The sequence below is a fragment of the Chishuiella changwenlii genome (genome assembly GCF_900142565.1).
GTDB lineage: Bacteria > Bacteroidota > Bacteroidia > Flavobacteriales > Weeksellaceae > Empedobacter > Empedobacter changwenlii.
Genome location: NZ_FRBH01000009.1, coordinates 16,454 through 30,145, shown reverse-complemented (window position 1 = coordinate 30,145; position 13,692 = coordinate 16,454). Strand labels below are relative to the sequence as shown.

Genomic DNA, 13,692 nt, shown 5'->3' with positions numbered 1-13,692 from the left:
TTTTTCAAGTCTTTTTTTATTTTAAATGAACAACATCAGTAAATTATTGAACTTTAAAATTGATTATATAACTTTGTATGATGGTTTTAAACGACAAATTAAAAACTTTAATTGAAAGTGTTCCTAAAAATTTATGTGGTGTATATTATTTATTGAATGATAAAAAAGAAATTATTTACATCGGAAAAAGCATAAATATTAGAAATAGATTAGTTCAGCATTTTAAATCAACAGAAAAAAAAGAAGTTAAACTTCAACATTTTACAGATTCTGTAGAATATGAAAACTTAGGAAGTGAATTAATTGCTTTACTTAGAGAATCTGAGCTAATTAAAAATCATTTGCCCATTTTTAATCGTGCACAACGAAAAATTAAGTTTTTTTATGGTATCTACCAAACTAAAACTCCTGAAGGGTATATGGCTTTAACCATTAAGAAAATTGAAGCAAATAAAGAGGAATTACTTTCTTTTACTTCACTTATAGAAGCTAAGAATTATCTTTTCCTTATTACAGAAAAATATTTTCTATGTCAGAAAATTAATGGATTATACAAAACGAACTCAGCTTGCTTTCAGTACAATTTAAAAGAATGTTTTGGTGCTTGTATTAATCAAGAAGATTATAAGCAGTATAATAAACGTGTAAAGGTTTTTATTGAATCAATACAATTACCTAAAAAGGATTTTTTGTTTGAATTACAAGGAAGAACTGATCATGAAAAAGGGATTGTTTTAATAGAAAAAGGTGTTTACAAAGGATTTGGTTTTTGTGATAAAGATTTGACTGATCTTGATGAATTAAAAAAATGTATTCAACATAAACAAGATAATCGGGATATAAGAAGAATTCTTTTTCGATTTATTAAGTTAGAGATATCTGCATCAATAAGTAAGGGATAAAATAGGGTTTTACGCTATTTGTTTAAAATTTAGTTTTTATCCATTTTGCGATTGGTTTCTCGAAATACTCAAAAATTAACCAACTAAAAAATAAAGCAATTGTAAAATAGATTCCAACTTTTGTAAAATCATTTATTTTTGGTAGATATTGATTTCCATATTTTATTACAATCATGTGAATCATATAAAATGAAAAACTAATCTCTCCTAAATAAATTAGTACTTTATTTTGTAATATTTTTGAAAAGAGACCTTTTTGTAGAGCAAAAATTAAAATAATTGCCAACATAGGAATCCAGTAATATATTCCATATCTAAATGCTCTTGCAACGTCATTATGAAAATAAAAAAACACTGATAAGAGTAGGATAGAAGCTAATTCTATTAAAGTTCCTTTTGAAGTATTTAATTCTATTTTTTGTATTTTCTGATAAATCTGACACGCTATAATTCCTAAAATAAAATCGAAACTTCTAACGATGGGATTGATATAAAATATTCCTTTTTCTAACTTTAAATCTGTTTTAAAATATGGTTCTGCAAAAATTATTATTGGAATTATTAGTAACAAAATATATTTCAGTTTCGGGAATTTATGCAACCATATAACGTAAAAAGGAAACATGATATAAAAGAATAATTCTGTAGAAATACTCCAAGAAACGTTATTAATAGAGAAATAATAATCTTTGATTGGAATATAAGACTGAAATAGAAATAGATTGACAATAGAAATATACCAATGAAAAAATCCTTTCCATACATTAATCATTACAAATGGTAACATACAGAAAAATGCTAAAACATGTAAAGGATAAATACGAGCTATTCTTGCAATATAGAATTTCTTTTTATCGAAGTTGGGATTATCAATAATCTTTTTTTCATAGTTAAGTGCTAAAACAAAACCACTTAAAATAAAGAAAAAGCCAACACCTAAATAACCTTCGAAAAAAATATTATTTTTTAGCCAATTGTACCAAACTAAATCTGTCTTTACAAATGTAAGATGACTTAGAAAAACAACAAAAGCGAAGAAAAAGCGTAAAGAAGTTAAACTATTAAGCATTAGTCTATTATTTTAATTTCCATTTGATAATATTCATCAAACATTGCAATAAATTCATCTAATTTACTTTCTCTAATAGAGATAGTAAACATACACTTGTCTGTGAAATTTTTGTCTTTTATTTCACCATCCATTCTATCTACATTTCGTTCTACAATGCCTTGTTGATCGTAATTAAATATCATTTTTATTCGCTTAGAAATAAAACGTTCTACAATGTTAGCTTCTTCTAAAACGACTTGTGCCGCATATTTATAGGCTTTTACTAAACCAGGTATTCCTAATTTTGTACCTCCAAAATAACGAACAGATACAATTAGAACATTTGTTATTTCTGCTGAAAGAATCTGATTATATATAGGCAAACCTGCAGACCCACTTGGTTCTCCATCATCATTTGCACGGTAATTTTTACCATCAATTCCTAAAATATAGGCATAACAATGATGATTTGCATCTGGATGTAATTCATACAATTGTTCCATGTAAGTTTTAATATCATCTTCATTTTCTATTGGATAAGCATAATTGATAAATTTGCTCCCCAATTCTTTAAAAATAATATCTTTTATTGGTTTTTCAATCGTACGATAGCTATCTGTCATTTTTAGTGTAAACTTATAAAGTTGTGCAAAGATAATTTATTTTATATTTATGAAAAATATTTAAGATTTTAAGACCTTAAGATTATAAGCTATAAGTTTTATCAAATGAAAAAAATTGTAAAATTGAGCTTTTCCAAATGTCGTTTAAGAATCGTATTATACGCTTTAATAGATGCGATGTTGAAACGAGTCCAACATGACAAAGTGTAGTAAATATTAAAATACTTTGTACTCTGTACATTTTACTTTATACATTTTATTTTCTTAGTCTAAGTTCTCGATACAATTTTTCTTCATTCCATTTCGAAAAACCACTCGAACAGACAGAAAATTTTTACCTTTCTAGCTTCTAACTTTTAAGGCATGGTTTCTGTATACATACTTGTGATTTTATTAAACTTTAAAAATTAAAAACAATGAAGAAAGTAGCCATTTTAACAGGAGAAGGTTTTGAAGAAGTAGAATTAAGTTCTCCAAAAGAAAGTTTAGAGCAAGCAAATTATCAAGTTGATATTATAGCAACTAAAGATGATAAAGTAAAAGCCTGGGCAAAGACAGATTGGGGAAAAGAATACAAAGTAGATTTTAATATCAATAAAGATAGTATCAATATTGATGATTACGAAGCATTAATATTACCAGGAGGATTATTTAATCCCGATGAATTAAGAGTAAACGAAAAAGCATTAAATTTTATAAAAGAATTTAATAAGACTAAGAAACCAATTGCAGCTATCTGTCATGGTTCACAGACTCTAATTAATGCAAAACTAGTCGAAGGTAAAAATATGACATGTTACCCAGCAATTAAAGTAGATTTAGAAAATGCAGGAGCATTATACCAAGATAAAGCTGTTGTGATAGATCATAATTTAATTACTTCGAGATCTCCAGAAGATTTAGAGCAATTTAATCAAGCAATTATTGATGCAATAAAATAATTAAAACTTTATTGAATAAAGCATTTTAATAAGTAAATAATATAAATAAAGAAAAGGGGTTGATATGAATCAATCCCTTTTCTTTATTTAATTGTAATTTTTTGATCAACTTTTTTGTTTAAAATGTTAAGATATTCTAAAAACCTTAGTACTTTCACGTTCAATATAAATTAACACACAAAATTTTAGTTGGATGAAATCGAAGTTATCTGCAAAAAGATTAAAAAATTATGCGTCAGAATTACTGACAAATAAAGCAGTATATGCAGCTGCAATTGCAATGCTTGCGACAAATGTTGATGCTCAAAAAAAACCGTTAGATTTAACTGTTTTTGATGAATGGCAATCTATCGGGATGAAAGAATTATCTAATAATGGTAATTGGGTTGCCTATCAGGTTAATGCACAAGAAGGTGATAATACGTTAAATTTTTTCGGTTTAAAAACAGATAAAAATTTAAACTTCCATAGAGGAGAGCAAAGTGTTTTTACTTCTGATTCTAAATTCGCAATTTTTAAAATTAGACCATTTTACAAAGATTTAAAATTGGTTCGAATTAAAAAGAAGAAAGAGAATGAAATAGCAAAGGATTCTATTGGAATTTTAAATCTTGTAACAAATAAAGTTGAGAAATTACCGAATATAAAATCATTTAAAACTCCTCAAAAAGGAGGTTCTTTATTGGCTTATTTATTAGAAAAAGAAGAAGTAAAGAAAGATAAATCAGACTCTACAAAATCTAAAGATAAATCTGCAAAACCTGCTAAATCTTCAGGAAAAGATAAAAAAGATGTTCCATTAGAATTAGTTCTAAGAAACTTAACATCTGGTCAAAAAAAATCATTTAAAAATGTCGTTAATTACGATTTTAGCGAAAATGGTAAACAATTAATTTATTCTACTAAACAAGAAAAGAAAGATAGTTTAGACAAGAATAAATATGGAGTTTTCTTAGTTAACACAGCAACATTTGCTCAGAAACAATTAGTTGATACAATTGGAGATTTTAAACAATTTACATTTGATGAATTAGCTAATAAAGTTGCTTTTGTAGGAACTACAGATGATGAGAAAAAAGAAAACAAATCATATTACTTATATTATTCATCAGTTCCAGCTCAAAAAGAAATTCAGAAATCTGAATTAGTTGGTTTAAAGAAAGACTGGTTTGTTTCAGAAAATCGTCAACCTAAATTTAGTAAAGATGGAAAATCTTTATTTATAGGTATTGCGCCTAAGTTAGAAGAAAAAGACACTACTTTAATTGCAGAAGATCATGCAAAAGTAGATGTTTGGAGTTATAAGGATGATTTTATTCAACCACAGCAATTAAAAAATGCTGAACGTGAAAAGAAACGTTCTTATTTAGCTGTAATAAATTTAGATCAACCACAACAATTAGTTCAATTAGCTGATGAAAACCTTAATATGGTAGATGTCTTAAATGAAGGAAATTCTACTTATGCTTTAGGTATATCAGATAATTTATACAGACTTTCATCTAGTTGGGATTCAACACGTAGAAGAGATTATTATATTATTAATACAAAAACAGGACAGAAAGAACTTTTAGTAAAAGGTTTAGCTGGAAATGTAGAAACTTCTCCAAACGGAAAATTTGTTGTTTATTTTAATGAAGAAACAGGTATTTGGTCAAGTTATAATATAGAAACAAAAGAGACGAAAGTTTTAAATAAGAAATTAAAAGTTAATTTTGCCGATGAAGAAAATGATTCGCCAACTTTAGCTGGGGCATATGGTATTGCTTATTTTACGACAAATGATGAAACGGTATTAATTAGAGACCGATATGATATTTGGGAGTTTGATTTAGCAGGTAATCGTAAACCAGAAAACGTTACAGATGGTTTTGGTAGAAAAAATAAAATCTCGTTTGATATTAATAAATTAAATGATGATGTAAAAACGATAAACCGTGAAACACCAATTTATTTAAGCGCATTTAATAATGGTAATAAACAATCTGGAGTATATCAAACAATAATTTCTAAAGCTAAAAAGCCACAAGAAATCGTAATGTCTGATACATGGGGAAGTCAAAAAATGACTAAAGCATTAAATGCAGATGAATTTATTTACACGAAAGAATCTTTCCAAAATTCACCAGACGTTTATGTTTCTACAAACTTTAAAGACGAAAAGAAAATTTCTGCTATTAATCCACAACAAAAAGATTATTCTTGGGGGAAAGGAGAATTAGTAACTTGGAAAACATATTCTGGTAAAGATGCAACTGGAGTAGTGTATAAGCCAGAGAATTTTGATCCAAATAAAAAATACCCTGTAATTGTTTATTTCTATGAAAAATTATCAGATAATTTAAATCGTTATCAAGCACCAGCTCCAACACCATCAAGAATAAACCATACTTACTTTGTAAGTAACGATTATATTGTATTTACACCAGATATTTCTTATACAATTGGACATCCAGGTAAATCTGCAGAAGATTATATTAATTCTGGAGTAGAAGCATTAAAAAAGAACAATTGGATTAATGGTTCTAAAATAGCGATACAAGGACAAAGTTGGGGAGGATATCAAGTAGCACATCTTATTACAACAACTAATATGTATGCAGCAGCTTGGACAGGAGCGCCAGTTGTAAATATGACATCTGCTTATGGTGGAATTCGTTGGGGGACAGGTATGAGCCGCCAATTTCAGTACGAACAAACACAAAGTAGAATTGGAAAAACACTTTGGGAAGCGCCAGAGTTGTACATAGAAAATTCTCCATTATTTAATATGCCAAATGTAAAAACACCAGTTGTTATTATGCATAACGACGAAGATGGTGCTGTTCCTTGGTACCAAGGAATTGAAATGTTTATGGCTTTAAGACGTTTAGGTAAACCAGCTTGGATGTTAAATTATAACGGAGATGATCATAATTTAGTTAAACGTGCGAATAAAAACGATATTCAACAACGTCAACAACAATTTTTTGATTATTATTTAAAAGATAAACCAGCTCCGAAATGGTTAACAGAAGGAGTTCCAGCTATTTCTAAAGGAATAGATTGGGGATTCGATCTAGAAGAAACTAAATAATCTTTTTAAAATCATAATCAAATTATAAATATAAGAGACTACCTTAAAAAGGTAGTCTCTCTTTTTTGTAGAAAACTAATTAATTTAGTTAGAGTATTTGTTGATTCACATTATATTTTTAACTCTGAGTTATCAACTAAACTGGTTAATTTTTGTGAAATTTATATCTTAGATAAAGTATCCCAAATTCTTCTTTTTGGACATCAACTAGTTCTAACGATTGTCCAAGAGCAGGTTTATAATCTTTTAATCCTTTTGTTTCAAATATGGATGAAACACCAGAAAGTCCGTCAATTCCAGGGTACAATTGTAAAAGCAATTCATCTATTAATCCGGCTTTTAAAAATGCACCATTAATTGTAGCTCCACCTACCAATGTAAATGTATCAAAACCAAAATCTTTACTTAAAATATCTAATGCTACGTTTAAGTCATAACCATCCTTTCCAGCAAATAGATAAGAGATATTTCTTTCTTTTAATAAATCAAGATATTTATCAGAAACTGTTTGACCTAATACAATTATAATCTCATCATCCATAATGGTATTACATGTATAATCTGTAATTCCTCTTGAGTCAAAAATCACTACACCTTTATTCGTTTTTCTATCTGCAACATATGTATTGAAATTTTGAGTTGCAGGCTCATTAGAAAAATCTAATACATTTGGAAAGGCTAATTCTTGAACTGAATTTCTTCCTACAATCCACGCATCTGCATTTTCTGCTTGATTTTTATGTAGATACAAAGTGGTTGAATAGTTTTCTGGAGCATCTTTTGCTAAAGGTGTTAGGCGTTCAATATTTAATCGTCCATCAACGCCACTAATCATATGGCAAGTTATTTTTTTATTCATGTACTTAATTTTTATATGAACAAAATTCTAAATAAATATGTTTTGTTTAGGTAGATGAATAACGGATTAAACTACCATTTTTACTAACCGATTATGATTAAGTATAATCTAATGATTATTTTTGTATTATAATCTAAAATAAAGGTGAAAGAGGTTCTAAAAATAAATTCAATTACCGAATATAATAGAATGATAGGTGTAAAGACATTACATCCATTAATTTCTGCTGTTGATATGTCTGAAGTTGATAATTTTCCATTATCTCCAATGATTTCGAATTTCTATACAATTTATTTTATTGAAATTGAATGTGGCGTAATGAAATATGGTCGTAATAATTATGATTATCAAGAAGGAACTTTATTATTTACAGCACCTCAACAACTTATACAAGGAGAGCCAACTATTTCTCCTGATGAAGCAAAGGGTTGGGTGTTGATTTTCCATCCAGATTTAATTCGTAATACTACTTTAGGAAAAAATATTAGTAAGTATTCTTATTTTTCTTACTATACTAATGAAGCTTTACATCTTTCAGAAGATGAAAAAGATCTTGTTAATAATAGTTTTAAATATATTCTTTCTGAACTTAAGAGTGGGAGTGATAAGCATAGCAAAGAATTAATTACAACAGCTATTGAATTGTTACTAAAATATTGTAACCGATTTTATGACCGTCAGTTTTTTAACAGAGACTTTACCAATAAAAGTATTTTAGAAAAATTTGATTTATTACTTAATGATTATTTCTCATCAGATAAACCGCAAAGAATAGGCTTACCATCAGTTGCATTTTTTGCGGAGAAATTAAATTTATCAGCAAATTATTTTGGTGATATTATAAAAAAAGATATTAGTTTTTCAGCTCAGGAGTATATCCAATCTAAAATAATTGAAGTCAGTAAAGAACTAATTCTTAATCCAGAAAAAACGATTACAGAAGTAGCTTATGAATTAGGATTTAAGTATCCGCAACACTTTATGAGATTGTTTAAAAAGAAGGTAGGAGTATCTCCTTTAACTTACAGAAATATGAGTTGATTATTATAAATAACAAAATAAACGAAATAAAATTATCTTACAATAAAAGCCCTTCCAAATTTTTGGAAGGGCTTTTCTTTAAAATAAGGTTTTATAAGGTTGAGCTGATTAAAACAATCAATATACTCTATACATTGTACACTATAGTTTGTACGTTGTATAAACTATATAATTATTTTTTATAACTCATTCCATCATTAAACCAAAATAAACCATAATCTTTACCTTCTTTATAACCAGGTAAATCTTCTCTATTATTTATAACTGCTTCGTTACTGATAGGAGTTGTAAATGGCATTTTTCCTGTCGGATTAAATTTACCAGAAATAACATCTAATAAGGCTTCGTTAGATGTACCAAATGTTGCTAAAACACCAGCAAATCTGTTTTTCGTTTTATCGTTATAAATTTCATCAATTACAAAAGGATTAGTATAATTCATTACCAATATTGTAGGCTTTTTAGCCGTTAATGAGTTAATGTAATCTACATTTACTGCACAAGAAGATAGGTTAATTTCTAATGGCTCTTTTGTTGATTCAAATAGAGGTTTAATAGCAGGTTTTATCCAAAGAAGTATAACATCAGCTTCTTCAGGAGTAGAAACAAACTCTAAACCGTTTACTTTAGCAAGCTTTTGTACGTCTCCAGTTTTATTTTTATCATCGCTATACTTTCTAAAATAATTTTCGAAATAAACTTTTGTCGATTTTTTAAGCGGTAAACTATTCTTATCATTATTTAATAAGACAATAGATTTACGATGAGCAATTTCTGCTAAACTCTGAAAATCTTTATTACCAACTAATTTTTCAGCTGCTTCAACATCTACATAAGGATTTTCAAAAATACCTAGTTTAAACATCTCTTCTAATAATAAAACAACAGACTCATCTATGTATTTCTTATCTATAATTCCATTTTTTACCCCTTTTAATAACAATTCTGGATTAGCATTTCCAGCAAACATATTTACACCAGCTTCTAATGCTTTAGCATAACGTTGTTCAGCGCTTAATTTTTCTACACCCCAAGGCATTTGATCTATTATTCCTGTGTCAGAATTTATAATTCCTTTATATCCTAATTCTTTTCTCAATAAGTCTCTCAAGATTGCTTTGTTGTAAGCATAAGCAACTTCCTCGTATTTTGTATCTTTTGGAACAGAATAATAAGGCATAATTGCAGAAGTACCAGCTTTTATTGCCGCTTTGAATGGTACTAAGTTTTGTTCTAGTTGATTTCCAGGGAAAACTTCAAATTTTCCCCAAGAAAAATGAGGATCGTGTCCTTTTTGGGTAGCACCACCTCCAGGGAAATGTTTTACTGTTTGCGCAACAGATTGACCACCTAATTTATCTCCTTGGAAGCCCAAAACAATTTGTTCTATAACATCAGCAGCTAATTGAGGATCTTCACCAAAAGTTCCTTCTGTACGTTGCCATCTTGGTTCTGTAGATAAGTCTGCCATATACATATAACCTTTTCTTATTCCAACAGAAGTCCATTCTTGTCTTGCTGTTTCTGCAAATTTTTTCACAAGGTTATGATCACGCATAGCAGCCAAACCAAGTTCTGTTGGCCATTTTGTGAATGATGTTCCAGATACATTAGTTCCCGCCGCAACGTTTGATGTTAAATGATTTCTAGGATTGGAAGTTACCAAAGAAGGAATTCCTAAACGTGTGTTTTCTGATAATGTTTGTAACCTGTTCGACCATTCTGCAAGGTTTTTTGTAGAGGTATCTGTTCTTAAAATAAAGTGTCTTAGATGAAATTTTGTAACTCCTTTTGTTGTTCCCGCAGCATTCATTACAGGGTATTGTAATTCTTCTTGTGTAAACATATTAAATTTTGAAACTTCATCTTCTTCATTGAAAGTAGGTTCTATAGGCAAAGTGTTTTTTTTCTGGACTCCGCCCCATCCCCATTGATTTTTCATTCGAGTATCACTGATCAAAAGCATACCCACTTTTTCTTCAAGTGTCATTTGTTTTAAAAGATCCAAGCTTCTTTCGTTTGGAGATAAGCGCCAATCTTCGTACTTATCTAGTTTTCCATTTCCATTTAAATCTTTAAATTGAAGTTTATCAATCGTTAAGATTTTTGCAGAAGTAGCTTTTATAACTGGTTGTTTACCTGGATCATCATTCTTTTTCGTCCAAGAAACCAATACTGTTGCAGATAACAGTATCAAACTTATTTTACCTATATTTTTTCTCATAAAAAGTGGTTTTGAATTTATTATTTTTTTTGTTGAGACATTATAAGATTAATAGCGTACTAAGTACGTTAATAAGTACAAATATAATTTTATTTTTGATATGACGTAAAAAATACGTCATAAATCTATTCAAATCTATTTTGTAAATTAGCCAATCCATATAAATAAGTAAAAACTTAAAAAGAAATGAGTAAAATTTTTTTTGAAAATTTAGAACAATCTATTCAAAATATCCACTTGGGATTAGTTGTCGATTGTGTAATTTTTACATTTCATGAACAGAAGATGAAAGTTTTACTAAACAAATATGTACTTAATGATAAATGGATGCTTCCAGGTGGATTTATTTTTAAGGATGAAGATGTTGATGCAGCAGCTAAAAGAGTTTTAAAAGAAAGAACAGGAATTGATAATGTATTTCTTCGACAATTTCATCTTTTCGGGAAAAATGATCGTGTAAATATTGATGAAAAAATTAAGTTAATGGAGAATTATGGTATAGCTTCCGATAAGCTTCCTACTTTTCTAAATCGATTTGCATCTATGGGATATTTCTCTTTTGTAAAGTTTGATGAAGTTAATTTAATAGAGAAAGAAGACGATATTTACCAATGGTTCGATTTAGATGCTATTCCTCAATTAAGTTATAATCACAATGAAATCATCAACAAAGCTATTAAGATGATACGCATACAGTTTGATTACTTGCCGATTGGTTATCAATTGTTACCAAAAAAGTTTACAATTGTTGAGTTAAGGAAAATAAATGAAGGCATTTTAGGTATCGAAGTCGATAAACGAAATTTCCGAAAAAAAATGTTGGCATCTAATTTAATTATTTCTCTTAACGAAGTAAGGCAAACAGATCCTTATCCTAAGCCAAATCTATACAAATTTAACCAAGAAACGATAAACGAGTTATTGGATCAAGAAACATAAAATAGAGTAAGAAAACTATTATTTCTACAAGATGAAGTAATAGTTTTTTTTAGTTTTAATAGGGGCGATCGGGCGGGCTATACGTTCTATCTTTTTAGTAGAGATTTTAGAGTTTTAATCTCTACTAAAAAGGATGCCACTGCTATCCCTATCGCTAAAAAACAATAGTAGTTAAAAGTTATAAATAATTGATTTTTAATTAATTAAGTTTTATTTTTTATAGTTTTAAATTGTTCTATTCCAATTTATTATTAATATATTGGCGAATATTAACCCAACCTAAACTTAATTATATGAATAAAAATCTATTCTTATCCTCACTGTTTACCTTATTTTTTGTAACTTCTTGCTCACAAGACGATAGTGTAGAAAACTACCAAACCGAATTAAAAAAAGAAGAATCTTCTGGCTTTTTTACTTTCTCTGATAATGCCAATGCAAAATCTAAAAGCAGTAATTCTAATTTTTTAACTGCGATGAAGTATTCATACTTATTGCAACGTTATGACCGTTTACACAACACCAATCTTTCGGGATTAGTTAATTCTTCTAATAGTGTAAAATACAATAGCGAAAACAAACAAAATTTTATTGAAGAAAATAAAGACTTTTATATTGAAACCAGAATTTATTCTCAAGTATTAGAAGAAGAAAATGGAGACCAACGAATTATCTTTCCTAAAATAAAAGATAATAAAGTAGAAGGACTAATGGTCGGTTTATTATCTAAAAATAAAACAGATCTTCGTTTTTTCTTTTATGATAAAAATACCACGTTATATAAAGAGTTTTCTTCATTATTTCAGAACAAATACAACGAATTATTTAATAGTTCCTTACAAAGTAGAACTAGAAATGGTTTATGTGGATATGGTAGCGAAGTTTGCGAACTTGGAGGTGTAATTGTAAGACCTAATCCTGGTGGTAATCCTGGCGGAGGAGTTAGAGAAGGTGGTTCTGATTCTGGTGGCGGTGGTTGCCGTGAATACCAAGATTGTGATAATTCACATGAAGCTGAAGGTGGAGGAGGTCACAATGAGGGAGTAAATGTAGGTCAAGCTTTAGTAGACAAACCCTTTGCATTTATAGATGTACCATGCGATGTTATAAAAGAATGGCTTAAAACAGCGAATCGTCAGGTTGCACAAGCACAATTAAATAAATTAAATCAGATAACTAGAAGTCATTCAGTGACTACTGCTTATGGGTCGATAACTCACACTACAGTAGCTAATTTACAACATATAAACAATGCTTACAGTAAAGTGGTTAATATGGATTATTTTCCTATTACAGTTAACCAATTACCAGTTGTAAATGGTACTAGATTAACACCTGAACAGTTTTTAAACCAAATACGCAAAAATATCAATAGTTTTGTAGATACTAGTTATAGTGAGTTTGAACCTTACCATTGGTATGGTGTAGATGACAGAAAGCTGTGGAACTCATCTAATCCTTTGGGGACTGTAATTGCTATAGATATAGAAGGTCCAGATAACGGTTCTGTTATGGTAACGGATTATGCATCTGACCATTGGACATTTTCTACTATTTTCGATCCTAAATATGGAGTTCATCCAGTGAGTGGACACCGTGATTTTGGATTTACTAAAAATGCAAATGGTTCTTATACATTTTATAGTAGAGGTGTAGATAGATTGACAAGCTGGGAAGGAGAATTTGCACAAAATAACCTTGGAGGATTTCCATTCAGTCGAGCAGATGCATTATGGAAGTCTTTCCAAAATAAGATTAGTAATTATGTAAATTCACATGGAGGAACATCAAAGGTAAACGAACCACAAATAGAACGACCTAATTGGCAAAAAGTAAAAGATGTTTTAGATGGTAAACAACCTTTAAGTACCTTAAGTAACGATTGTAAATAGATAAATTATGATAAGAAAAATAATAATAAATTTAATTACAGCTCTTGTTTTTTTTCCATTAGTATTACTTAGTAAAGATTGGAAAAATATATTATATAGTAATTATCAATATTATGATACTCACTATACTACTCTTAAAGAATA

General features: G+C 28.8%; 10 protein-coding genes. 6 read left to right on the top strand and 4 right to left on the bottom strand.

Annotation, left to right across the window (positions count from 1 at the left end; translation table 11 throughout):
* Window positions 1-77: 77 nt before the first annotated feature.
* Complete coding sequence (locus BUA86_RS11835; protein WP_083580363.1) at window positions 78-902, top strand: GIY-YIG nuclease family protein; 825 nt, start codon at window positions 78-80, stop codon at window positions 900-902.
* 22 nt (window positions 903-924) lie between these two features.
* Here BUA86_RS11835 and BUA86_RS11830 read toward each other — a convergent pair whose 3' ends face one another.
* On the bottom strand, window positions 925-1,971 hold the full coding sequence (locus tag BUA86_RS11830; protein ID WP_072932923.1) for an acyltransferase family protein: 1,047 nt from the start codon (window positions 1,969-1,971) through the stop codon (window positions 925-927).
* On the bottom strand, window positions 1,971-2,576 hold the full coding sequence (locus tag BUA86_RS11825; protein ID WP_072932922.1) for an IMPACT family protein: 606 nt from the start codon (window positions 2,574-2,576) through the stop codon (window positions 1,971-1,973). Before BUA86_RS11825 ends, BUA86_RS11830 begins: the two co-directional genes overlap by 1 nt.
* 416 nt (window positions 2,577-2,992) lie before the next feature.
* On the opposite strand from BUA86_RS11825, the gene BUA86_RS11820 reads away from it, so the two are divergent.
* Both BUA86_RS11820 and BUA86_RS11815 read left to right on the top strand, forming a co-directional pair.
* Window positions 2,993-3,517 carry a DJ-1/PfpI/YhbO family deglycase/protease gene (locus BUA86_RS11820; RefSeq protein WP_072932920.1) on the top strand — a complete coding sequence of 175 codons (525 nt, stop codon included), beginning with the start codon at window positions 2,993-2,995 and terminating at the stop codon, window positions 3,515-3,517.
* Window positions 3,518-3,710: 193 nt separating this feature from the next.
* Window positions 3,711-6,593: an alpha/beta hydrolase family protein gene (locus BUA86_RS11815; RefSeq protein ID WP_083580362.1), complete on the top strand. Its 2,883-nt coding sequence runs from the start codon at window positions 3,711-3,713 to the stop codon at window positions 6,591-6,593.
* 145 nt (window positions 6,594-6,738) lie between these two features.
* Here the strand turns inward: BUA86_RS11815 and BUA86_RS11810 are convergent, their stop codons facing one another.
* The gene (locus BUA86_RS11810; RefSeq protein WP_072932918.1) at window positions 6,739-7,452 is read right to left on the bottom strand and encodes a dihydrofolate reductase family protein; all 714 of its coding nucleotides are present in this window, start codon (window positions 7,450-7,452) and stop codon (window positions 6,739-6,741) included.
* Window positions 7,453-7,641: 189 nt separating this feature from the next.
* Here BUA86_RS11810 and BUA86_RS11805 point away from each other — a divergent pair, with 189 nt between their 5' ends.
* Window positions 7,642-8,493 (top strand): helix-turn-helix domain-containing protein, encoded by an 852-nt coding sequence (locus BUA86_RS11805; protein ID WP_229731744.1) that lies wholly within the window; start codon window positions 7,642-7,644, stop codon window positions 8,491-8,493.
* Window positions 8,494-8,665: 172 nt separating this feature from the next.
* Here the strand turns inward: BUA86_RS11805 and BUA86_RS11800 are convergent, their stop codons facing one another.
* A complete protein-coding gene (locus BUA86_RS11800; RefSeq protein ID WP_072932915.1) occupies window positions 8,666-10,717 on the bottom strand; it encodes a glycoside hydrolase family 3 protein in 2,052 nt (683 codons plus the stop codon).
* A gap of 186 nt (window positions 10,718-10,903) precedes the next feature.
* On the opposite strand from BUA86_RS11800, the gene BUA86_RS11795 reads away from it, so the two are divergent.
* Entirely contained in the window at window positions 10,904-11,656 is a 753-nt protein-coding gene (locus tag BUA86_RS11795; protein WP_072932913.1) for an NUDIX hydrolase, read from the top strand.
* 293 nt (window positions 11,657-11,949) lie between these two features.
* On the top strand, window positions 11,950-13,548 hold the full coding sequence (locus BUA86_RS11790) for a hypothetical protein (protein WP_072932911.1): 1,599 nt from the start codon (window positions 11,950-11,952) through the stop codon (window positions 13,546-13,548).
* Window positions 13,549-13,692 lie beyond the last annotated feature (144 nt).